24 protein-coding genes are annotated in these 22483 nt (G+C 30.3%); 12 read left to right on the top strand and 12 right to left on the bottom strand.

What is annotated here, in order from left to right:
- The first annotated feature begins 38 nt into the window (after positions 1-38).
- The 3 genes from B2217_RS00685 to rpe all read left to right on the top strand — a co-directional run bounded on the left by B2217_RS00685 (position 39) and on the right by rpe (position 1808).
- Complete coding sequence (locus B2217_RS00685; RefSeq protein WP_180905257.1) at positions 39-428, top strand: hypothetical protein; 390 nt, start codon at positions 39-41, stop codon at positions 426-428.
- 60 nt (positions 429-488) lie between these two features.
- Positions 489-1076 carry a hypothetical protein gene (locus B2217_RS00680; RefSeq protein WP_180905256.1) on the top strand — a complete coding sequence of 196 codons (588 nt, stop codon included), beginning with the start codon at positions 489-491 and terminating at the stop codon, positions 1074-1076.
- Between the two features lie 84 nt (positions 1077-1160).
- Positions 1161-1808, top strand: coding sequence for a ribulose-phosphate 3-epimerase (gene rpe / locus B2217_RS00675; protein ID WP_180905255.1), 648 nt, complete (start codon positions 1161-1163; stop codon positions 1806-1808).
- 54 nt (positions 1809-1862) lie between these two features.
- Here rpe and B2217_RS00670 read toward each other — a convergent pair whose 3' ends face one another.
- Entirely contained in the window at positions 1863-2936 is a 1074-nt protein-coding gene (locus B2217_RS00670; protein WP_180905254.1) for an acyltransferase family protein, read from the bottom strand.
- 145 nt (positions 2937-3081) lie between these two features.
- Here B2217_RS00670 and B2217_RS00665 point away from each other — a divergent pair, with 145 nt between their 5' ends.
- From B2217_RS00665 to B2217_RS00655, 3 genes are all read left to right on the top strand, one after another.
- The gene (locus B2217_RS00665) at positions 3082-3582 is read left to right on the top strand and encodes a regulatory protein RecX (protein WP_038332506.1); all 501 of its coding nucleotides are present in this window, start codon (positions 3082-3084) and stop codon (positions 3580-3582) included.
- Between the two features lie 94 nt (positions 3583-3676).
- A complete protein-coding gene (locus B2217_RS00660) occupies positions 3677-4324 on the top strand; it encodes a hypothetical protein (protein ID WP_291121966.1) in 648 nt (215 codons plus the stop codon).
- Positions 4325-4347: 23 nt separating this feature from the next.
- On the top strand, positions 4348-4905 hold the full coding sequence (locus tag B2217_RS00655; RefSeq protein ID WP_291121964.1) for a hypothetical protein: 558 nt from the start codon (positions 4348-4350) through the stop codon (positions 4903-4905).
- Positions 4906-4942: 37 nt separating this feature from the next.
- Here B2217_RS00655 and B2217_RS00650 read toward each other — a convergent pair whose 3' ends face one another.
- The 5 genes from B2217_RS00650 to B2217_RS00630 all read right to left on the bottom strand — a co-directional run bounded on the left by B2217_RS00650 (position 4943) and on the right by B2217_RS00630 (position 8531).
- The gene (locus B2217_RS00650; RefSeq protein ID WP_291121962.1) at positions 4943-5101 is read right to left on the bottom strand and encodes a hypothetical protein; all 159 of its coding nucleotides are present in this window, start codon (positions 5099-5101) and stop codon (positions 4943-4945) included.
- Entirely contained in the window at positions 5098-5364 is a 267-nt protein-coding gene (locus tag B2217_RS00645) for a GNAT family N-acetyltransferase (protein ID WP_291121960.1), read from the bottom strand. The genes B2217_RS00650 and B2217_RS00645 overlap by 4 nt, the downstream gene beginning before the upstream one ends.
- An 18-nt stretch (positions 5365-5382) precedes the next feature.
- Positions 5383-6015 carry a CatA-like O-acetyltransferase gene (locus B2217_RS00640; RefSeq protein ID WP_291121958.1) on the bottom strand — a complete coding sequence of 211 codons (633 nt, stop codon included), beginning with the start codon at positions 6013-6015 and terminating at the stop codon, positions 5383-5385.
- 29 nt (positions 6016-6044) lie between these two features.
- The gene (locus tag B2217_RS00635; RefSeq protein ID WP_291121956.1) at positions 6045-6929 is read right to left on the bottom strand and encodes a DMT family transporter; all 885 of its coding nucleotides are present in this window, start codon (positions 6927-6929) and stop codon (positions 6045-6047) included.
- A gap of 63 nt (positions 6930-6992) precedes the next feature.
- The gene (locus B2217_RS00630; RefSeq protein WP_180905249.1) at positions 6993-8531 is read right to left on the bottom strand and encodes a serine hydrolase; all 1539 of its coding nucleotides are present in this window, start codon (positions 8529-8531) and stop codon (positions 6993-6995) included.
- A 173-nt stretch (positions 8532-8704) separates the two neighbouring features.
- Between B2217_RS00630 and B2217_RS00625 the strand changes: the two genes are divergently transcribed.
- Positions 8705-9697, top strand: coding sequence for a 2-hydroxyacid dehydrogenase (locus B2217_RS00625; RefSeq protein ID WP_180905248.1), 993 nt, complete (start codon positions 8705-8707; stop codon positions 9695-9697).
- Here the strand turns inward: B2217_RS00625 and B2217_RS00620 are convergent.
- The 5 genes from B2217_RS00620 to B2217_RS00600 all read right to left on the bottom strand — a co-directional run bounded on the left by B2217_RS00620 (position 9692) and on the right by B2217_RS00600 (position 14825).
- Positions 9692-10036 (bottom strand): DUF4260 domain-containing protein, encoded by a 345-nt coding sequence (locus tag B2217_RS00620; RefSeq protein ID WP_180905247.1) that lies wholly within the window; start codon positions 10034-10036, stop codon positions 9692-9694. The genes B2217_RS00625 and B2217_RS00620 overlap by 6 nt on opposite strands.
- Positions 10037-10122: 86 nt before the next feature.
- On the bottom strand, positions 10123-10446 hold the full coding sequence (locus tag B2217_RS00615) for a monooxygenase (protein WP_221408221.1): 324 nt from the start codon (positions 10444-10446) through the stop codon (positions 10123-10125).
- Between the two features lie 94 nt (positions 10447-10540).
- The gene (lepA, locus tag B2217_RS00610) at positions 10541-12337 is read right to left on the bottom strand and encodes a translation elongation factor 4 (RefSeq protein ID WP_038332533.1); all 1797 of its coding nucleotides are present in this window, start codon (positions 12335-12337) and stop codon (positions 10541-10543) included.
- Positions 12338-12507: 170 nt separating this feature from the next.
- A complete protein-coding gene (locus B2217_RS00605; protein ID WP_180905246.1) occupies positions 12508-12936 on the bottom strand; it encodes a hypothetical protein in 429 nt (142 codons plus the stop codon).
- Between the two features lie 32 nt (positions 12937-12968).
- Positions 12969-14825, bottom strand: a complete 1857-nt coding sequence (locus B2217_RS00600; protein ID WP_221414069.1) for a helix-turn-helix transcriptional regulator — start codon at positions 14823-14825, stop codon at positions 12969-12971.
- A gap of 237 nt (positions 14826-15062) precedes the next feature.
- Between B2217_RS00600 and B2217_RS00595 the strand changes: the two genes are divergently transcribed.
- The 5 genes from B2217_RS00595 to prfH all read left to right on the top strand — a co-directional run bounded on the left by B2217_RS00595 (position 15063) and on the right by prfH (position 21264).
- Complete coding sequence (locus tag B2217_RS00595; RefSeq protein WP_180905245.1) at positions 15063-15383, top strand: DUF4870 domain-containing protein; 321 nt, start codon at positions 15063-15065, stop codon at positions 15381-15383.
- A gap of 246 nt (positions 15384-15629) precedes the next feature.
- Positions 15630-18110, top strand: coding sequence for a beta-mannosidase (locus B2217_RS00590; protein ID WP_291121953.1), 2481 nt, complete (start codon positions 15630-15632; stop codon positions 18108-18110).
- 357 nt (positions 18111-18467) lie between these two features.
- On the top strand, positions 18468-19229 hold the full coding sequence (locus B2217_RS00585) for a hypothetical protein (RefSeq protein WP_180905243.1): 762 nt from the start codon (positions 18468-18470) through the stop codon (positions 19227-19229).
- A gap of 2 nt (positions 19230-19231) precedes the next feature.
- Entirely contained in the window at positions 19232-20623 is a 1392-nt protein-coding gene (locus B2217_RS00580; RefSeq protein ID WP_180905242.1) for an RtcB family protein, read from the top strand.
- Positions 20624-20628: 5 nt separating this feature from the next.
- The gene (gene prfH / locus B2217_RS00575; RefSeq protein WP_180905241.1) at positions 20629-21264 is read left to right on the top strand and encodes a peptide chain release factor H; all 636 of its coding nucleotides are present in this window, start codon (positions 20629-20631) and stop codon (positions 21262-21264) included.
- A gap of 29 nt (positions 21265-21293) precedes the next feature.
- Here prfH and B2217_RS00570 read toward each other — a convergent pair whose 3' ends face one another.
- A complete protein-coding gene (locus B2217_RS00570; protein WP_180905240.1) occupies positions 21294-22427 on the bottom strand; it encodes a hypothetical protein in 1134 nt (377 codons plus the stop codon).
- Between the last annotated feature and the right edge of the window lie 56 nt (positions 22428-22483).

Here is a 22483-nt window from a genome sequence, read left to right as displayed (position 1 = left end):
GATTGGCTACTTTTAAGCTAATTTTAATATAGAAAATCATGATGAACAAAGCTGATCAAAACCAAATGAAAGAATATATAAAATCTATGGATGTAGATGAACGATTTGTTGGAATTTGGTCTGGAACTGATCATGGGAAATTTTTTAAAGGAGAAACAAATAGTTGGATGGTCAATAGAAAAGCTGACGGCACAATGACGGTTAACTTTAAAACGATTTATAGTGATGATCGTGTAACTTTTTCTGAAGACGAAGGCGTTTGGTGTACGATTGGTGATGAATATTACGAGTTTAGAGATTCTGATGAGATGGCAGATATTTATACTTATATTTTTATGTCAAAAGATTCGATTCATTTTATCATCAACGAAGAATTGAAAGACGAAGAACCTTATAACTTTATTGACAATAGAGTTTTCTTGGATTAAAAATAATTTTGCTGAATCATTTTTTCTGTTATATTCGTATTGAATTAATTAACACTGAAAATGAAAAAACTGTTATTTACTCTCTTATTATCATCTTCACTATTTGCTCAAGAAAAAGCAACAGATTTGTTTAATGCAAACGTTAGTTTTATTGGAATCGGAATTCAATATGAAAAAGCTTTATCCGAAAATTTTACGGCTGTTGGATCTTTAGATTATTTAGGAGGTTTCAGATACAGCTATAGCGATTTTTATGGGAGTGATTTTGAGTATATTTTGACAACAAATATAGCTTTAGAAGGACGTTATTATTATAATTTTGACCGAAGAATTGGTAAAGGAAAAAACACCAAAAATAATTCTGGGAATTATATTGCTTTAAAAGGAACTTATACGCCAGATTGGTTAACAACGTCTAATAGTGATAATTTAGGTGTTAATCCGCAAGGTTCTATTACATTCAATTATGGATTTAAACGTTCTTTTGCTCAAAACTTTTTTTACGAGTTTTATACAGGATTAGGACTTTCTCTTTATCAAGAAACATATACAAACTATGATTTTGATAATTATACAACATCAGAAGTAAAGAGTACAAATACAGGAGTTGCCTTAGATTTAGGCTTTCGAGTTGGTTATAATTTCTAAAAAATATAAATCGTTGAGTTTTCAACGATTTTTTTATTTCATTACCTTTGCACCACAAAATACAAACAAACAACAAATAAGATTATGCCAATAGTAGCACCATCAATTTTAGCAGCCGATTTCGGGAATTTAGCAAAAGACATCGAAATGGTTAATAATTCTCAAGCCGAATGGTTTCATTTAGATGTAATGGACGGCGTTTTTGTTCCAAATATCTCTTACGGAATGCCAATTATTGAGAAAATAAATTCGTTAACAGACAAAGTTTTGGATGTACATTTAATGATTGTTGATCCAGATCGTTATATTTCAATTTTCAAACAAGTTGGCGCAGATATTTTGACTGTTCATTACGAAGCGTGTACACATTTACATCGTACAATTCAGGCCATAAAAGCAGAAGGAATGAAAGCAGGAGTGGCGCTTAATCCGCATACATCAGTATCTGTTTTAGAAGATGTGATTAACGATCTAGACTTAGTGTTAATTATGAGTGTTAATCCAGGTTTTGGAGGTCAAAAATTCATTGAGAATACATACAACAAAGTATCAAAATTGAAAAAAATGATTACAGAAGCTAATGCAAATGTGATCATCGAAATTGATGGAGGAGTTGGTGTACAAAATGCATCAAAATTGGTAGAAGCTGGTGCAGACGCTTTAGTTGCAGGTTCGGCAGTTTTCAATGCTGAGAATCCAACAGAATATATAGCGGAATTACAAAAAGCTTAATAAAAATAGGTTAATAAATAATAAAAAAACTGAATCAGAAATGATTCAGTTTTTTTATTTAAATAAGATCTTTTTGATAAAATTTGAAATTGGTCTTTCTAAATATTTATAACTAAAAAGTCCAAATAGTATTACTGAAATAATCATAACAAAGTAAATAACATACGATTCTCTACCTATGTGATGATTGTACATTTCGATAATACCAGAACCTAAATAGCTGTGAATAAGGTATATTGAATAGGAACTAACTCCGATTTTTGTGATAATTGGATTTGTTAAGAAATTAAGACATTTTGGTTGGTATATAAAGGTTAAATAAATAGCAAGAGTAAAAATTGTTAAAAATGAAAAACCAATGTCTAACTTCTCTTGTAAAACTAATATAACACCACAAATAATAATATATAGAATGTATTTTTTATCAGTTTTATCATGATATAATTTATATAAAAACATACCTATCATAAACCAAAAACTTTCTCTAAATAATACCAAACATCTACTTATTAATTTTAAGTAATCTAAGGTTGGCGTACTTAGATATGGTTCTAAAAATTTATGAGCAAAACTACTACTTAAAGTAAAATAGATAGGAAAGCCAATGGCACAAATAAGTACAAAGTTTTGGATATAATTTTCTCGATTTTTGAAATATAAAAAACCTATTAATAAATAAAAACAAACTTCAACCCAGAGACTCCAATAAGATCCATCTATATAGTAATATTTAAGAGTTCCAGATGGTAAATTAAATACGTGTGGGTCTATAAAGGTATTTGCAATCAATAAATTTGCGAAAGATTTGGAATTAGTATAACCATCTCCAGTGTATATAAATTTAAAAAAACTGAATGTAATAATAGAACAAATTAACATTCCTGGAGCTAATCTAATATATCTTTTTTTCAAAAAATCTTTGTAACTATTTGTTGTTTCAAGAGAGTATAAAATAACAAATCCTGATATTACAAAGAAAAATGGAACTCCAAAATAACCATAATTTTGTACAAATTCTAGAAATTGATTTCCATGTAAATCGTATTTATGTAAATAATGAGATATAATTACAATAAGAATTGCAAATACGCGTAATCCATCAAGGATTGATATTCTTGAAGTTTTCAATAGTTTAGATATAATAGTTATCAGCAAATATATAAATTATTAAACCACTTATTGTTTCATATAAATATTTTGTTATGGTTAGCGATAAAAGATGTTGATCATCTTACATTTTCTAATTCTCTCATTAAAATCTTAACTTTGTTACATGAATTTCTCTAAAGACAACCAAAAAAAGATTTATACGATTGATGAAATCAAAGATAAAATGGCAAAATATTGTCTTTATCAAGATCGTTGTCATTGGGAAGTAGAGAAAAAACTACGTGATTTTGATTTGATTCCAGAAGCGAAAGATGAGATTCTTTTTAAGTTAATTCATTACGGATTTCTGAATGAAGAACGATTTGTACATAGCTTTGTTCGAGGAAAAGTCAATCAAAAAATGTGGGGAAGAAATCGTCTTCGTCAAGAATTAAAAATGCGTCAAATTGATCAAAAATTAATTGAAAAAGCATTTAAGGAAGAAATTGATTTGGATAAATATTGGAATAATTTATTGCATTTAACACAGAAAAAGTTCAATTTATTAGCTTCTGAGCGAGAATCTTTCAAGAAAATAAACAAAGTAAAAGCATATTTAGCCTACAAAGGTTACGAGTTCGATTTGATGAATGATGCTATCGAAACAGTGAAAACAAAAGAGTAATACAATTCATCCACGAAATTCGACAATTCGGTCAATAATTTTTAAAATTAAAAACGACTTCACTTAATTTTATTCCATAATAAATAAACACATTATGGAAAATTTAGTCAAAATCATTATTTACATTCACGCATTTTTCGGAGGAATTGGTTTGGTTGCCGGAACTGCTGTTATGATCATAAAAAAAGGAAATTCGACACACAAAAAAGTAGGAAATATATTTTCGATTGGTATGTTAGTTAGTTCTATTCTTTCGTTGATTATTTGTGCTTTTCCGAATCACCACAATTCATTCCTTTTAATGATTGGTATTTTCACGATTTATATGATTTTGATCGGAAATAGAATACTGAATTATAAGCGCAAAAATTATTCGAATAATTTAGATAAAATCATTTCTGGAACAATGTTTATCACATCTATTGTGATGATTGTTTTTGGATTACTTCCACTTTTCACAAGCAATGCAATTGGATTGTTGTATTTAATTTTTGGTTTATTAGGCGGATTTATGTCTTATCGAGATTTTATTTTTTACAAGAATCCAGAGAATTATAAAAAATGGACAATGAATCATGTTGGAAAAATGATTGGCGCTTATATCGCTTCAGTAACAGCGTTTTTGGTTGCAGGCGCTGGATTTGGAGATAATATTTATTTTTGGATTGTACCTTCAATTATCGGAACGATTTATATTTTTTCTTGGTCGAAAAAACTAAATAAAAAAGTTGCAGTGAATTGATTATCTTTAATCAAAACACTTGTATGAAATATATTTATTCAGTTTTAATTCTTTTATTTTTCTTTGGTTGTCAAACAAACAAGATTAACTCGATTCCAAAAGAAATCAAAGATAAAAATTTTTATCAAGCATTAGAACAAGCAATTATAATAGCGAAATCTAATCATTTGAATGCCGAAAATATAGGAATTATTTTTACAGAGGATAACTTGTATATTTATATTTTTGAAGCAAAAGAAATTAATTTGAATAGTGATTACAAATATTTACAGACTAAAATAAATGGTAGAATTTATAAATTAATAGTTAATCAAGATGATAAAATTGTTGAAGGATTTGTAGATATAAATAAAGCAATTAAAGTACCTTTTGAGGTAACTGATATTTTTGAAGATGAAGTAAAAGGTTATAAAATTAGATTTCAAAGAGATTTAGAATCTAATCAATTTATTTTGCGAAGATTATCACATTATTACGAGTATGATAAAGATTTTATTTTAAAAGAAGATGAAAAATATTTCCCTAATATTAAGATAATTCTACCTGAACCAATAAATGAACTACGAACAGAATCAGAATAAACCATAAAAAAAACGAATTTCGAAACTCGAAACTCGTTTATACATCAAGTTCTAATAATAAGTAAAAACCATTTTCGAATGCTTTTTTTTCTTTTTCAATAAAGCCTTTTTGTTTATAAAAACGGAGAGCTTTTGTGTTTTTTTCATCACACTTCAATCTAATTGGATATCCAACTTTTTCGATTACTTTATTCAATAATTCTGAGCCGATTGATTATGATATTGTTCGTCTACATATAAATGATGAATAAAATTGTCAATAAGCCAAACAGAAACAAATCCAACCAATATCTCATCTACGAATGCAACTAAAATGTACTCATTTTTAGTACTTTCATCAAAGTCAGATAATTTATATCGGGAAGTATCAGTCCACAAAAAAGTTTTTCGTCTAGATTGAAGAAACAATTCTTGTAAGGCTAGATAATCATCATTTCTGCTTTCAACAATTTTAATCATATTTTTTAAGAGAATAAACTAATATTTACCTAATTCGTTTTCAAATTCTTGTAGATAATTCGCTAAATGAAAACCATCTACAAAACCATGATTTGCTTCAACCGAAACAGGCATGTACATTTTATCGTTTTGGGTATACGCTTTTCCAAAAATAATTCGCGGAATAGATTCTCCCGTTCCAAAATTACTTGGTTGCGTTAGACCTGTAAATCTCGACCATGGAAACGTAGAATGACGAACCAAACCAATGGTAATTTCTTCATTTTTGATGTGCAAACCAACCGAGTTTTCTACACTTTGTATTTGTTCTTGAAGTTGCGCGTTAAATGCATCAAAATCTTCGGTAAAATTCATCAACGCAAAACCAAAAGTTCCGTCTTTTCTTCCAATTGTTGTTCCGCAATCTAAATGATCGTACACAAAAATTTCATCATCTTCGATACGATATTTAAATTCATTCATCTTATTTTCTGCCAACATCGAACAATGTAAATAAATGGCGAAAAAAGACAACTTATTTGCCTTGGCAAATTTGTACGCTTTAGAAGATTCAACCTCCGCAACAACTCCGACATACGGATTATCCATTTTCGAGAACATATTAAAATGCTCTATACGATTCCAACCTTCAGGATTAAATTTCTGTTTCATTGCTGCAAAGTTAAAAATAGGATTTACAATTACTTCAATCTTTTTTGTTGATATGCATCACTAATTACATTCAGAGTCACGCCTAGAATAATCATAAAAATTCCTAAAGCTAAACTCAACGAAAAATCTTCACCAAATATCATAACACTTACAGCAACGGCAACCACAGGTTCTGATGCGCCAAGAATAGAAGTGGCTGTAGAACCAATATTTTTAATCGCATAAATCAAAGCGATGCTCGAAATAACTGTCGTTACAAAGGCAAATGTAAAAAAGTTGAAGGTTAATTCTAATGATGGTAAAATGAACGAGTCTTTGTGAATAATCATTTTTATTGCGTAATAAATCGTTGTAAATAGAAAAGAATAAAAGCTTAATGTAAAGCCTTTTATATCTCGTACTTTCGATTTGTTGACTGTCACAATATATAATCCGTAACCCAAAGCACTGATAAATACAATTCCTAATCCGATTGGATTTAGCTCGAATTTTCCTTCTTTGAAACTTAGTAAAATGACGCCAGCCAATACAAAAACAATGGCTATAATGGTTGAAATTGTAATTCTTTCTTTGAAGAAAACAGCCATTATGATGGCAACAATCAACGGATAAACGAATAATAATGTGGAGGCAATTCCAGGAGTTAAATAATCATAACCTAAAAATAAAGCATCCGCTGAGATTCCGTACAATAATCCTAAAATGATTAAAAATGGAATCTGTTTCACATCTATTTTGAATGATTGTTTTTTGATGAATAAATATGTTCCGACAATCAATGCAGAAAAAAAGAATCGATAGAATAATGTAGTATCCATCGAAAAATTTGCCTGTTTTATAGGTAGGATAAATAATGGAATTAATCCATAAGATATAGACGAAATTAGCCCATATGCGTAACCTTTGAATTTCATTTTTAATAGAAAAAAACGAAGTTCGAATTTCGAACTTCGCATTTGATTAGTATTTATTAAAATTTATTTTCTCGTAAAATCTAAATCTTGGAAATCGTAACTGAAATCTGTTAAAGGAGAAATCGCTTTCATTTTGAAACCTGTCATTTTTCCATTTTTCATTTCTGCATAAACAAAAGCGTCTGCATGGAAATAACGATTGTACCATTTTACCGCAAACGTATTGTCTTTGTAAAATGACATTTCACCAGTTAATTGAGGTGAACGTTTCGATTCGAAAATTATTTTTCCTTTCTTTTCATAAATCACAACATCACCAAACCAATTGTCTTTATACGTTCCGATTACGCTTTTTGTATCAAATTTGATGGCTTTATTTTTTTGATTTGCTTCAACTGTTTTCCAAACTTCATCGGTAATGACATCGGCTTCTTCCACATTTTTCTTCATCAACTCATCGTAGGTTTTTACCCAATCTGTAGAAGGATTTTTTAAGTAAAAATCTTTGATCGTATTTGAAATTGCACGGAAAGCTGCACCTGATTGTTGGTTAGTCAAAATCACAATTCCTAATTTTTCTTGAGGATAAAACATCGTTTGTGTTACAATTCCTTCCAATCCTCCAGTATGCGAAACTTCTAATTTTCCGTTCATATCCTGCAACTGCCATCCCAAACCATAAGCTTTGAATAATGAATTATAAGGCGGAGTTGTGCGATTTGGTTGTAAAGTTTGTGGCGTAATCATTTCATTCATTTGCTTTTCAGAAATAATTTGTTTCCCATTAACCTTTCCTTTATCCAAATTGAATTGCAACCATTTTGCAATATCATCAACATTCGAATAGATTCCTGCAGCTGCATCAAAAATGGTGTTCGTATAACGATCAATCACTTGTAATTTTCCATCAATCGGAACGTGCGGATCAATTGCATTTTTCTTATCTTTTACCAAGTGCCAATTCGCCGCAGTATTCGTCATTCCAATTGGTTCCAACAATCTTTTTGTTACAAAATCTGTCCAAGATTGTCCCGAAGTTCTTTCAATTACAACTCCTGCGATGATGTATAATAAATTATCGTAATCATATTTGACACGAAAATCAGAAACAGGTTTTAAAAATTGAATATTTGAAATAATATCTTTTGGCGTGAAATTATGTCCATCAGGCCAAACCATCAAATCACCTGCTCCCAAACCTAATCCACTGCGATGCGTTAATAAATCACGAATTGTAAACTCTTTGGTTACATAATCGTTGTACATCTTGAATTCAGGAATGTGAGTAATCACTTTATCATCCCACTTTATTTTTCCTTCATCAACCAAAATCGCCAAAGCTGCTGCTGTAAAAGCTTTTGAGTTAGAAGCAATTCCAAAATTTGTATTGGACTGAACTTTTTCTCCCGCTTTAAGCGATTTTACTCCATAACCTTTCGAATGCAGAATTGTGCCGTCTTTGATAACCGCAACAGATATCCCAGGAACATCAAAAGTTTTCATGGCATTTTCTGTGACTTGATCAATGGCTTGATTCGAAATATTTTGTCCAAAAGCTGTAAAAGAAGCTAATGTAATCGTTGATAAAAGTATATTTTTCATGTGTGAATTTGAATTTTCACGAAGTTAGAAATTTTTATTCATCAGCTTATAGCTTTTAGTAAAATATCAAATATAGTAGATGAATTAATTTTGAATGATTTAAAAATTTATAATAATTAAGTATAAACTAATTTACAATTAATTAAAAACGTAAATTAGTTAAAAATAATTTAATGAAAATAGCTTTCTTTTCGTCTAAGCCTTATGACAAAACTTTTTTTGAGGCTGAAAATAAAAATTACGGTTTTGAACTTAATTTTTATGAAACACATTTAGGTCCGCATATCGTAAACGCGATTGAAGATGAGCAGGCAGTTTGTGTGTTTGTGAATGATAAAGTGAATCGCCAAGTCATTGAAATTTTAGCAAAAAAAGGCGTTAAAATTATAGCTTTGAGATGTGCTGGTTTTAACAATGTCGATTTGGAAGCTGCGAAAGAATTTGGAATTAAAGTTTGTCGCGTTCCTGCATATTCTCCTGAGGCAGTGGCAGAGCATACAATGGCGATGTTGTTAACATTGAACCGAAAAACGCATAAAGCTTATAATCGTGTTCGTGAACAAAATTTTGCATTGAACGGTTTGCTTGGTTTCAATCTTTTTCAGAAGACAATTGGAATTGTAGGAACAGGGAAAATAGGAAAAGCTTTTATCAATATTGCGAAAGGTTTTGGATGTAAGATTATTGCGTATGATTTGTATCCAGATCAAGAATTGATGAATAATGGCGTGGAATATGTTGAGCTGGATAAGTTGTTTAAAAGCTCAGATATTATTTCGTTGCATTGTCCGTTGACGCCAGAAAATCATTACATGATTAATCAAGAAACGATTGCGATGATGAAAGATGGTGTAACGATTATTAATACGAGTAGAGGAGGATTAATCAATACACATGAAGCGATTGAAGCCTTGAAAAATCATAAAATTGGTTATTTGGGAATTGATGTTTATGAGCAAGAAGAAAAATTGTTTTTCAAAGATTTATCAGCAGAAATTATTCAGGATGATATGATTCAACGATTGATGAGTTTTCCAAATGTTTTGGTCACTGCACATCAAGCTTTTTTTACACAAGAAGCGTTGGAACAAATTTCAGAAATTACGATGCGAAGTATTTCAGAAATTAAGGAAAAAGGTTCGACAGATGAGGTTGTGATGTTATAAATCTCCTAAATGAGTGGACTTGAAACCATCATATTTTTTGAGACCAAATCCTAGATAACGATCGAACGCAATATGAGCGGAAAATATAAATCCAATCATCAAACACCATTCAATATGTAAAAAATAACCAATAAGAATTAATGCAATTGTCGTAAAATAATTATGAATAAAATTATAGGATATTGCGCCAATCTTATTTCCAAAAAGATAACCTAACATAAAAATATCGGGAGCAAGAAAAAGAATTGCAAACCACATCCATGATAATTTTAGTAGACCATATAAAACGATCATAAAAATTAATACAGCAAGTTGTTCTAGCTTTAGTAAGTTTTTCATGCGATTGGTATTTAGTTTACTAGTACAAATATTTTACCAATTGTTACAAAAAAAGCCACTCTATTGTGAGTGGCTTTGATAATTATTTATATCCCATTATTTAGTGAGGAAAGAGTTTCATTTATAGAAAAGTATTCAACATTGATATTTGTTGCTCCTATTTGTTTTACTCGTTCGCTATGCATTTCAGCATAATTTTGAGCATTTTCTAAAGTGTCAAATATATAAATACCTCCACTTCTTGCAGTGTCTGAATTTTCGATCCATATTTTTGAGATGAATCCTTTTTCAGTATTTATACTTTCTGCTAATGAACGAGCATTTTTTGTTAAATTTTCTCCCATCATTTGAATAGGAAAATCAAAATTTATTTGAATTAAAATCATTATTACTTTTTTATCAAAGTTCATTAAATTGTTTTAAAATATCTGTGATATTTGTTACAGTGAGTTCAAAAAAAAGAGCTACTTAAAAAAGTAGCTCTTATATAATTATATAAAAATTTTAATCATTCAATTTCAAAACAGCTAAGAAAGCAGATTGTGGAACTTCTACACGTCCAATTTGACGCATTTTCTTCTTACCAGCTTTTTGCTTTTCTAATAATTTACGTTTACGAGAAATATCACCACCGTAACATTTCGCCGTAACGTCTTTACGCAACGCTTTAATTGTTTCACGCGCAATAATTTTTGCACCAATCGCTGCCTGAATTGGAATATCAAACTGTTGACGAGGAATTAATTCGCGTAATTTCTCACACATTTTTTTTCCAATATTGTAAGCATTATCAACGTGAATTAAGGCAGATAAAGCATCCACAACTTCACCATTAATCATGATATCAACTTTTACCAATTTCGAAGCTTTCATTCCAGAAGGGGCATAATCAAACGATGCATATCCTTTTGAAATAGATTTTAATCGATCATAAAAATCAAAAACAACTTCAGCCAAAGGCATATTGAAAATCATTTCTACTCTATGTTGAGTTAAATAATTTTGAGATTGTAATTCACCACGTTTTTCAATACATAAACTCATTACAGGACCTACGAATTCAGATTTTGTAATGATTGCTGCACGAATATATGGTTCTTCAACACGATTTAATCCTGATGGATCTGGTAATTCAGATGGATTATGAACCGGAATCATTTTTTCTGGATCTTTCTCCAAATAAGCTTCATACGAAACGTTAGGAACAGTCGTAATTACTGTCATGTTGAACTCACGCTCTAAACGCTCCTGAATAATTTCTAAGTGTAACATTCCTAAGAATCCACAACGGAAACCGAAACCTAAAGCAGCAGAAGATTCAGCCTCAAAAGTTAATGAAGCATCATTCAAACGTAACTTTTCAATAGAAGCACGCAAATCTTCGTAATCTTCTGTGTCAACTGGATAAATACCTGCGAAAACCATTGGTTTTACTTCCTCAAAACCATCAATAGCTTCGCTTGCAGGATTCTCTACTAATGTAATTGTATCTCCAACTTTTACCTCAGAAGCTTCCTTAATTCCAGAAATAATATAACCTACATCACCAGTTTTAATGACTTTCTTTTCAACTTGATTCAGTTTTAAGGTTCCAATTTCATCGGCACCATATTTTTTGTTGGTTGCCATGAATTTTACTTGATCTCCTTTTTTGATTTCTCCATTTACCACTTTATAAAAAGCTTCAATTCCTCGGAAAGGATTATAAACAGAGTCAAAAATCAAGGCTTGTAACGGTGCATCTGGATCACCAACTGGCGCAGGAACTTTTTCGATAATTGTGTGTAACAATTCTAACACACCTTCACCTGTTTTTCCACTTACACGCAAAACGTCTTCGGGATCACAACCAATCAAATCAACAATATCGTCTGTTACTTCTTCCGGATTTGCAGAAGGTAAATCGATTTTGTTCAAAACTGGAATGATTTCCAAATCATTTTCTAAAGCCAAATAAAGGTTAGAAATAGTTTGTGCTTGTATACTTTGCGCAGCATCTACAATTAACAAAGCTCCTTCACAAGCGGCAATCGAACGAGAAACCTCGTAAGAAAAATCCACGTGACCAGGAGTGTCAATTAAATTTAAAATATATTTTTCACCATCTTTTTCATATTCCATTTGGATGGCGTGTGATTTAATTGTGATTCCGCGTTCGCGTTCCAAATCCATATCGTCTAAAGTTTGATTTTGTAACTCGCGATCAGAAATCGTGTTTGTTACTTGCAATAAACGATCGGCCAAGGTACTTTTACCATGGTCAATATGGGCGATAATACAGAAATTACGGATATTTTTCATATTCTATTTGTCGAATAGGCAAAAATAATCTTTTCCGTGCAGACTGCAAGTATTTTGAAAAATATTATGAATTATATTTTAATAAATTAACGAGAGTTGAAGTGAGAAATGCTGAGTTAAAAATAAGTAATATCATCATTTTTCTTTGAAAAACTCTCTGTAAATAAGTTTTAACCTTTATATTTAACCTTAAACGTGATTGTAAAATCTTTATATTTATTATTCTCAGAAGCTGGAATTATTTTTTTACCTTTTTGTTCGTAGTATTTAAAAACTTTCGAAATTCGTTTAAGATAAGTTGTTGAAATCAATGCGTCACTATCTTTTGAAAAGCTATAATTTGTTACTTTTCCATCTTTTTTAACTGTAAAATATAAAGTTAACTCATGTACAGATTTATTTTCTTTGAAAAAATCCTCACTAGAATCTTGGGTTTGGTCATTCAATTCATACCATAATTTTTCAGAAAAGCATTTGCTCAATTCTTCATTTGTTTTATATTTATTACAACCTGGAAATATTGGATATTTAACAGATTCTTGACCAAAACAAAAAGTTGAAATTGTTGTAAGTAGAATAAATAATAAATTTTTTTTCATTTTTTTATAAAAGTAATAAAACAATAATTGTTTTAAGCAATTATCTGATGGAAAAAAGTATACAATTCATCTTCTTTTACTAGACCAAATTTTTGCTTCAAACGATACTTTGTCATTCGTACACTTTTTGGTTCAATATTAAGAATAGTTGCAATTTGTTTGGTGTCTAAACCAAGATAGATATACGAACAATATTTCAAATCTAGAGGTGTTAGTTTTTGCTTAGAATGTTCGTTTAGCGTTTTGAAAAAGTTTGGATGTAATTCTTGAATTCTAAATTTAGCACTTTCAAAATCATTATCTAATAAATTTTCTTCTCGCATAACTTGTTTTAAATTGATAGAAGATTCATTCCCAATCTTATCTTTCAGATTTTTTAAAACTTGATTTTTATGTTCCAAATGTAGTTGACTAGCCAAAACTTCGTCTTGCAATTTCTGCTGTTGTAATGTTAATAACTCTTGTTCCGCCAAAATTCGGGCTTGTTCTTCTTCTTGCAATTGTAATTTTAGATGTGCTTCTTGTTTTTCTGAATTAAGTTGATTTTCTCGACCAACTGAATAACGCAGTTTGAAATGATAAGAACGAAACATAAAAAACGCACCAATAATTCCTATAAAAGCAAGACAGATGTATAAAATTCTTTCTTTTTGCAGACTTTTGTTTTTTGCTTCCAAATTGGTTAATTCTTCTTCTTTTCGTTCTGATTGAAATTGAGCTTCCAATTTTTTTGAAGTTTCTGCTTGATCTTGATTGTATAAATCTGTTGAATAATCAGTTGCTTTTTTCTGAAATTCAAACGCTTTTTGAAATTCTCCTTTTTGTTGATACAAATTGGCTAATTCAGTTGAATTTGCAACAAGCGCATAAAAATTCTTGATTTTTTGTGTGTGCAAAATAATATTAGCTTCTAGCAAATATTTTTCGGCAAGTTCTATCTGATTTTCATCTTTTGCCAAACCACTCAATAATCCCAATGCGCCAGCAGAAATTTCTTGTGAATTCGGAATCGTTTTACATAATTCTATAATTTTGAAACTATTTTGCTTGATTTCATTTTTATCATTAACCGTTAATTTGGTATAATTACGTTGATAATCAGCTAAATTTAGTAAAGCAATAGCATAGTTGTAGTTTGTAACTTGATTTTGATATTGTTCACTAATCTGCACCGCCTTTTTACTAGTTTTTATTAACTCATCTAAATCCTTAGAATTTTTAGATTCCATATATTTTAACGATTGTGCCACACCAAGATTTGCATAAGCAGGGACAAGAAGATTTTTGTCGGATGATAATTCGGCAAATTTCAACGATTTTTCAGCATATAGAATAGAATTTTTCGCATCATTCCAAGTCGCATGAACCGCATATAGGAGATAATTTGCTTTAGATTTTAGAATATATTCATCAGGCGTTTTTTCGAGTTGAGCAATAAATTGTAAAACCATTTTTTGACTTTTCTCAAATTCTCCAAGATTTATATAATGATAGGCTAATAGATATTTTAGATAAGCTTTTGGGAGAAATTCATTTGAATCTTTGGTGATATTTTGAATTGTATCCAATGATTTCTGCACATTCTCAAACAATTGTCGATTTTCGTACGAAACACCTCTTTGCACATAAGCTTTCACTAATTCGAGCTGATTATTTTCTTTTTTACTTAGTTTTATTTGCTCATTTATATAGTAGTCAGCTTGCTTATATTGATCGGAAGTTCTACTGAATTCTGCTAATTTATTTAGTAAATCAAATTTAGATTTTACAGAAATAGTCGATTTTTTTAATTCTGATTTTAAACTATCAGTGTATTTATTCTGAGCAAATAAAATCGTAGAATAAAAGACGAAAAAAATAGTATATAGGTAGGTGGGTAGAGTTTTCATATTTCAAAAATCGGGAAATTTTGTTTGAAATAAAAGAATTCTTCTATAAAATTTCCTGAATTATAAAAATGTATAATATTGACAATTAGACTGTTGTTTAAATCTGTAGTTAATCTGTAGTCATTGATATTTATGACTGTAGTAATAAAGTAGTAAGTCTAAACTTTTTTTTGATTTTGATTTCGAACAAATTTGTATCAGAAAATAAATCAAAACATAACCAACAAAATTATAACTATGGATAACAAAACATTATCAATCGTATCGTACATTACTATTATTGGCTGGATTATAGCTTTCGTTATAGGAAAAGATAAAGCAGATGATTTATTAAAATTTCATTTGAAACAAGCTTTAGGATTAGTAATTTTCTCATTTATTTGGGGAATACTTTTGAACATTATTATGTATGCAGTTAATATTCCTTTTATCGGAATTTTAGGATTTGCTTCTTTAATTTTAATGATAATCGGGATTATCAATGCTGCAAATGGTGTTAAAAAACCTTTACCAATCATAGGTTCTATATTCGAAGATAAATTTGCATTTATTGGGTAGAACATCAAATTATTTTAAAAGGTTATTTTTTATAAATAGTTTAGGGATTTTAAGAATCTTTTTCTGAATCCCTATTCTTTGAAAAATTAAAATATAACCGGATCAACCTAAGTTTAGCATATTCGTTATTCCCATAATTAACGAAGTTTATATTATGTATTCAACAAAAGAGATTATTAAAAACAATCTCTTTTGTTTTTTTATGAATTATTAAGCTATTTTTATCTTTATGAAAATCAGCATAAAATGAGGAGATTACTATTTTTTGTTATTACTTTTTTTACATTTATTCAACTTTCTGCTCAAACGACTCGAAATTTGAATTCAGAAAATTGGACTTTTCAACAAAAAGGAGATTCAAAATGGTTGAAAGCTGAGGTTCCTGGCTCTGTTCATACTGATTTGATGTTAAATAATATCATTCCAAATCCTTACAAAGACGTTAATGATGTAAAAGTGCAATGGGTAGAAAACGAAGATTGGAACTACAAAACTTCTTTTGATTTGACTGATGCTGAACGAAAAGCACAAAATATTCAGTTAAAATTTAATGGATTGGATACCTATGCAAAAGTTTTTCTGAACGGAAATTTGATCCTGGATGCGAATAATATGTTTCGAATTTGGGAAGTTTCGGTCAAAGATTTTTTGAAAGATAAAAATAATCTACTCGAAATACAATTCAAATCGTCGTCAAATGAAGGAAAACGTTTAGCAAATTTACTTCCATATAAATTACCAGAAGGCGAGCGTGTTTTTACTCGAAAAGCGCAATATCAGTATGGTTGGGATTGGGGACCAAGATTGGTGACAGCTGGAGTTTATAAACCAATTGAACTTATTTCTTGGAGTAATTTTAAGCTAAATGAGTTGTCTCATGAAATTGTCAAATTAGAAAAAAAACAAGCGAAAGTGAATTTTAAATTCATCATTCAATCAGAGCAAAGCACAGCTATAGAAATTATTTTTAATCAGAAAAAAATTACTCAAAAATTAATCAAAGGAATTAATCATTTTTCGATTGATGAAATAATTCAAAATCCAAAATTATGGTGGCCAAATGGAATGGGCGAACAGTATTTGTACGATTATCAGTTTAAAATTAAACAAGGAAATGAACAGGTTTCTAAGCATTTGAAATTTGGTTTACGTACGATAGAATTGGTTCAAGAAAAAGATAAAGCTGAATCGAGTTTTTATTTTAAAATAAATGGAATTCCGACCTATATGAAAGGTGCAAATTATATTCCGCAAGATAATTTTGTTTCACGAGTTTCAAAAAATGATTACGAAAAGCTGATAAATAGTTCGGTTGAAGCTAATATGAATATGATTCGTATTTGGGGCGGAGGAATTTATGAGGATGATTATTTTTATGAATTATGCGACGAAAAAGGTTTATTGGTTTGGCAAGATTTTATGTACGCTTGTGCTTTTTATCCTGGTGATCAAGATTTTCTTAACAATGTAAAACAAGAAACAATTGATCAAGTGAATCGACTAAAAAATCATACTTCTATCGCGCTTTGGTGTGGAAATAATGAAATTGATGAGGCGTGGCACAATTGGGGATATCAGAAACAAATGGGCTGGTCGAAACAAGATTCGTTGAGTATTTGGAACGATTATCAAACGACTTTTCATCATATTATTCCGAATGTTTTGGATTCTATTTTACCAAAATCAGAGAACCGTTATTGGCCGTCTTCACCTTCGATTGGTTGGGGAAAAAAAGAAAGTTTAACACAAGGAGATTCACATTATTGGGGCGTTTGGTGGGGAATGGAACCATTTGAAATGTATGAGAAAAAAGTTCCACGATTCGCTTCTGAATATGGTTTTCAAGGAATGCCAACATTAGAAACCGTAATATCTATGTTTTCTGGACAAGACACATTGAGTAGGAATTCTACAACAATTTTAGCGCATCAAAAACATCCAAAAGGTTGGGAAACAATCAACGAATATATGCAACGCGATTATATTGTTCCGACCGATTTTGTGCAGTATAACTACGTTTCGCAATTGTTGCAAGCGCGCGGAATTCAGATTGCGATTGAGGCACATCGACGCGCAAAACCGTACAATATGGGAAGTTTATATTGGCAATTGAATGACGTTTGGCCTGTGACTTCGTGGGCGTCTTTGGATAAATTAGGAAATTGGAAAGCATTACATTATCAAGTGAAAAGAAGTTTCGAAAAAGTATTGATTTCAGTTGAGAAAGAAGAAAAAGTGTACAAAATTTATATCGTAAATGATTTATTGAAAGATTTGAAAGGAAAAGCAAAGTTTTCTGTAATTGATTTTAATGGAAACCAACATTGGACTAATGATAAAGATGTAACGATTTCGTCTAATTCTTCTACTAAAATATCGGAATTAACTAATGAAATTTTAAAAGGAACTTCTTCAATTAAAGCTTTTATTCGAATTGAATTTGAATCAAATGGAGAAAAATATTCGAGAAATTATTTCTTCGAAAAACCGAAAGATTTAGCTTTAACAAAACCAACAATTAAAATTAAAAAGATTAATCATAATCAATTCGAAATTTCGACAAATGTTTTGGCAAAAGATGTTTATTTATTGGACGAAAACAATCAATTTGATGATAATTTTTTTGATTTAATACCAAATGAAACTCGTATTATAACAGGAGAAAAATCAATTCAAAATCTAAAAATTTATTCGTTGTATGACACTATGAATGCTGAAAATCAATAATATTTTTATCCCTATTTTTAGTGAAATTTCACAAACGATTTGGAAATGTGAATTTTATTGACTTAAATTTGCACTGATAAAAATCATAACGTATAACAATTTAATAACGAAGAAATAAAATGTTCAAAGAAACGACATATCAGTTTTCAGCTATTGCAACAGATTTTGCAATGAGCATTCTTCGTGCTTATAAATCGTAAATAATTTACTTATTATATCAAAAGCCCGGAGGATTCTTCGGGCTTTTTCTTTTATTATTCTATTCTAGATTCAGAATAACTTCTAAAAACTTCCGAAGAAGAAATAATTAGCGCTAATTATTTCAAAACAATTATTTGCAATCAAATAATCCATGTTATGGAAGATTCAATTTTCTTTTCTACTCGTTTGCGAACAAAAAGAGCAAGGAAAAGAAGTGTAAAAACAGCAAAAGAAAAAAATGTAAGAGATAAATATAAACGTCGAAAAGAAATCTTTAAAGAGCAAAAAGCTATTCCGCTTGTTCCTTTAAAAGAGCCGTATCAAAAAGGTTTCGAACGTTATTTTGTATTGAGAGAAGATATTAAAAAGGAAAATGACATTAAGTTTTTTACTCAAATTCTGAAGAAAATTAATACCTCTCAATATGCAGAAACACGAAAGTTTGTAAAAAAACGAAAACGAAACGGAAAACGAATTTATGTTCCGAGAATTCAAGAATTGAAACAATTACAACCTTACGAATATTCAGGTTCGCATTCAATTTTGAATGATGAAGAACGTCGATATTTTGCGTGTATTCAGGTGTATGATCCAAAAACAAAACGTTTCAAAGGAATTTATGAATTTCTACAACCGTGGCGTTTTCGATTAATCATCAAACCAAACATGATTACGCATTACAAACCACTTGATATTGATTTGAAGCGCGAAGAAGCACAAATCGATCACTTTTTTGATAAGTATAAAAATCAAGGAATCCTCTTGAAAAAAATAGTTGGAGGGGGTTATTCGTATGAACGAAAATCAAAATTTAAAAACCCTTTTACCAAAAGGAAATTTTTTAACAACAAAAATTCGGCGACAGAAATCGCTGAAATGCTGATAGAACAAGAACATCAGCTATCTAAAAGACATTAATCATGGGAAATAAAATCTCTGGAAAGGACTTCATAAAATTAGGCTTTCCAAAAAATAATTCGATCAATATTGCAATTGGGCAAATTCATCGATACAGAAAAAAAGAAAAGAAACAAACGATTCTCAACGAAGCAAAAGAAGTTTTACTCGAACCAGAAAAGTACATTGGTCACGGAATTTGGGGAAAAGTTGCGGAAGGATTGATAAAACCAGTTGAGGTTAGATTACAAGAATTGAAAACGACGCGTTCGCCTTTTTCGATTTTTGGTGAAAATGAAATTGATGAACAAGCAAAATTTCAATTGTATGACGCGTTGAAATTGCCGATTTCGGTAAAAGGCGCTTTGATGCCAGATGCACATTCAGGTTATGGATTGCCGATTGGTGGCGTTTTGGCGACGGATAATGCGGTGATTCCGTATGGAGTTGGTGTGGATATTGGTTGTAGAATGAGTCTTTCGGTTTACGATTTACCAGCCAGTTTTTTGAAAGGAAAATCGCATCAATTGATTCAGATTTTGCAAGATCATACCAAATTCGGAATGTATGAAACGCATAAATTAAAAGCTGATCACGAAATTTTTGAACGTTCTATTTTTGATGAAATTCCAATCTTGAAAAGTTTGAAAACAAAAGCTTATCAACAATTGGGAACTTCGGGCGGAGGGAATCATTTTGTTGAGTTTGGGATTGTAAAATTAGACGAGGTAAAACCAGAATGGAACTTGATTCCAGGTGAATATTTGGCTGTTTTATCGCATAGTGGTTCGCGTGGTTTGGGTGCAAATATTGCAAAATATTACACATATTTGGCGGCGAAACAATGTCCGCTTCCGAAACAAGTTCAGCATTTGGCTTGGTTGGATTTGGGTACGCACGATGGACAAGAGTATTGGGCTGCGATGAATTTGGCAGGAGATTATGCAAAGGCTTGTCACGACGATATTCACCGAAGAATTGCGAAAGCTATAGGAAAACGTATCGTTTTTAACATCGAAAATCATCACAATTTTGCGTGGAAGGAAATGGTTGATGGAACGGAACGAATTGTTCATCGCAAAGGTGCAACGCCAGCTGGAGAAGGAGTTTTAGGAATTATCCCAGGTTCGATGACCGCGAACGGTTATATTGTCGAAGGATTGGGAAATGAATCGAGTATTAATTCGGCTTCGCATGGTGCGGGACGAAAAATGTCACGTGCAAAATGTAAATCAACGATTACCAAAAGCTTTATGAATGCACAATTGAAAGATGCAGAAATTGAGCTGATAGGAGGAAGTGTTGATGAAGCGCCATTTGCGTATAAAAACATCAAAACGGTGATGAATTTACAAACCGAATTAGTGAAAGTGTTGGGAACTTTTACGCCGAAAATTGTACGAATGGATAAATAATGATGATGAAAAAAATTATTCAACTTACATCGGGTAGAGGACCTGCAGAATGCAATTTTGTGGTAACTAATGTTTTTAAAAAGTTTTCGGAAGCGTGCACAAAATCCGATATTAAGTTTGACGTAATCGAAAGAGAAATTGATAAAGATTTTAATCAACTTTCATCTGTGATTATAGAACTTGAAGGGAATGATTTAAACACATTTTTGATACCTTGGATTGGAACAATTTTATGGATTGGAACAATTTTATGGATTGGTAAAAGTCCGTATCGAAAATTTCATCAACGAAAAAACTGGTTTATTGGTTGTTTTGAATTAGAAATTCCGAAAGAAAATTCAATTAATCCAAATGAAATTGTTTACCAAACAATGCGAAGTTCTGGAAATGGTGGACAAAATGTAAACAAAGTAAATTCGGCTGTTCGTGCAACGCATCAACCAAGTGGAATTTCTGTTGTTTCGATGGATTCGCGTTCGCAACATCAGAACAAAAAAATTGCAACAACACGTTTGTTATTGAAATTACAAGAATTTGAAACCAATAAATTGAAGGACTTGGTTCAAGAAAAATGGAACAATCAAACGTCTATTGCAAGAGGAAATCCTGTGAAAATATTCAGAGGAGATAAATTTAATTAATAATAAAGCCACTCAATGAGCGGCTTTGTTTATTCTTCTTCAGGTTTTACTAAAAGAGAATTAATCGTTTCTTGAACTTCGTCGATAGAATTTACTTTTTTAGTAAAAGTCACTTTTCCTTCTTTATAAAATTCAACCAAATACTTTTTTTCTGTTTCAGAAATTTTAATTCCCCAATCAGGATTTCCATTTTTATTATAACTCAAACTTGAAAGCACTTTATTTGGACCTTCTATAAATGATTCTTGAGAAAATAATTTTTGAATATTATTTGATTTAAAAATTTCTGCAAATTGATTAAACAAATCATCTATTTTCATCGTTCGATTACATGCAACAGCAGAATAAATCAACACAATTAATGGGTTGATTTCTTTATAAACTTTTTCGATTAAAGGGTTTAAACTCTCTGGAGATATGTTCTCTTCTTTCAGTTGATTATTTTCTATTTTAAAAATTGTAGTAGAATTAGGTGAACTTTTTTGTACTTCTTTTTGTTGATTATTGACAATCAATTTTCCGTTTTCATCAAAAACTTCTGCAAAAATGCCATTATTTTTTTCTGTTAATTTGATTGAAGTTTGCTTCTCAAAATCTTTCACCACGATTTCTTTTCCATTATAATCAAATGATAATCGGTTAAAAGCGTGCATTGCGAAAAGATTCATTTCAAGGTAATTTGCCTTTTCATTTTTATATCCAATTCGAATTAAAAAACCTTCTTCGCTATCGAAAAACTCAAAACCGTCTACAATTTTGCCATTTTTGTAGACACTTTTTTGATCATATTCATAAAATTGATAATTATCTAATTGCTTCAAAAAATCAAAAGAATACTGATATTTTAGTTCGCCTTTTTCGTAAAAATCAACTAAAGGAATTTCGTTCAGAATAATCTTATTGATGAAATATCCATCATAAGGTTTTCCATTTTGAAAAATCCCAGTGTAAGAAGCTTGAGGTTTTTCTTTAATTAAAAAATTAGAATAGATAACGGATTTTAGTTGATTGTTTTGAACTATTTTTTTTGTTGTTCGCTTTTTTTCTAATTTACTTAAGTCTTTACCTGAAATTGTATCGCCTCTATGATTAATGAAAATCGTGTCTTGAGAATAGGAAAAAATTGAACTAAATAGTACAAAAAGAAAGGTTATTTTTTTCATAGTAAATGTTTTGGTTGAGGTTAAATGTAAAAAAAACTGCTCATTTTGAGCAGTTT

It is taken from the genome of Empedobacter sp. UBA7620, assembly GCF_002484185.1.
Lineage (GTDB): Bacteria > Bacteroidota > Bacteroidia > Flavobacteriales > Weeksellaceae > Empedobacter > Empedobacter falsenii_C.
This window is presented reverse-complemented; position numbering and strand designations above follow the sequence as displayed.

Coding starts and splice junctions, on each gene's coding strand:
- B2217_RS00685 (WP_180905257.1), top strand. CDS start 39: ATGATGAACAAAGCTGATCAAAACCAAATGAAAGAATATATAAAATCT.
- B2217_RS00680 (WP_180905256.1), top strand. CDS start 489: ATGAAAAAACTGTTATTTACTCTCTTATTATCATCTTCACTATTTGCT.
- rpe (WP_180905255.1), top strand. CDS start 1,161: ATGCCAATAGTAGCACCATCAATTTTAGCAGCCGATTTCGGGAATTTA.
- B2217_RS00665 (WP_038332506.1), top strand. CDS start 3,082: ATGAATTTCTCTAAAGACAACCAAAAAAAGATTTATACGATTGATGAA.
- B2217_RS00660 (WP_291121966.1), top strand. CDS start 3,677: ATGGAAAATTTAGTCAAAATCATTATTTACATTCACGCATTTTTCGGA.
- B2217_RS00655 (WP_291121964.1), top strand. CDS start 4,348: ATGAAATATATTTATTCAGTTTTAATTCTTTTATTTTTCTTTGGTTGT.
- B2217_RS00645 (WP_291121960.1), bottom strand. CDS start 5,364: ATGATTAAAATTGTTGAAAGCAGAAATGATGATTATCTAGCCTTACAA.
- B2217_RS00640 (WP_291121958.1), bottom strand. CDS start 6,015: ATGAAACAGAAATTTAATCCTGAAGGTTGGAATCGTATAGAGCATTTT.
- B2217_RS00635 (WP_291121956.1), bottom strand. CDS start 6,929: ATGAAATTCAAAGGTTACGCATATGGGCTAATTTCGTCTATATCTTAT.
- B2217_RS00630 (WP_180905249.1), bottom strand. CDS start 8,531: ATGAAAAATATACTTTTATCAACGATTACATTAGCTTCTTTTACAGCT.
- B2217_RS00625 (WP_180905248.1), top strand. CDS start 8,705: ATGAAAATAGCTTTCTTTTCGTCTAAGCCTTATGACAAAACTTTTTTT.
- B2217_RS00620 (WP_180905247.1), bottom strand. CDS start 10,036: ATGAAAAACTTACTAAAGCTAGAACAACTTGCTGTATTAATTTTTATG.
- B2217_RS00615 (WP_221408221.1), bottom strand. CDS start 10,446: ATGAACTTTGATAAAAAAGTAATAATGATTTTAATTCAAATAAATTTT.
- lepA (WP_038332533.1), bottom strand. CDS start 12,337: ATGAAAAATATCCGTAATTTCTGTATTATCGCCCATATTGACCATGGT.
- B2217_RS00605 (WP_180905246.1), bottom strand. CDS start 12,936: ATGAAAAAAAATTTATTATTTATTCTACTTACAACAATTTCAACTTTT.
- B2217_RS00600 (WP_221414069.1), bottom strand. CDS start 14,825: ATGAAAACTCTACCCACCTACCTATATACTATTTTTTTCGTCTTTTAT.
- B2217_RS00595 (WP_180905245.1), top strand. CDS start 15,063: ATGGATAACAAAACATTATCAATCGTATCGTACATTACTATTATTGGC.
- B2217_RS00590 (WP_291121953.1), top strand. CDS start 15,630: ATGAGGAGATTACTATTTTTTGTTATTACTTTTTTTACATTTATTCAA.
- B2217_RS00585 (WP_180905243.1), top strand. CDS start 18,468: ATGGAAGATTCAATTTTCTTTTCTACTCGTTTGCGAACAAAAAGAGCA.
- B2217_RS00580 (WP_180905242.1), top strand. CDS start 19,232: ATGGGAAATAAAATCTCTGGAAAGGACTTCATAAAATTAGGCTTTCCA.
- prfH (WP_180905241.1), top strand. CDS start 20,629: ATGAAAAAAATTATTCAACTTACATCGGGTAGAGGACCTGCAGAATGC.
- B2217_RS00570 (WP_180905240.1), bottom strand. CDS start 22,427: ATGAAAAAAATAACCTTTCTTTTTGTACTATTTAGTTCAATTTTTTCC.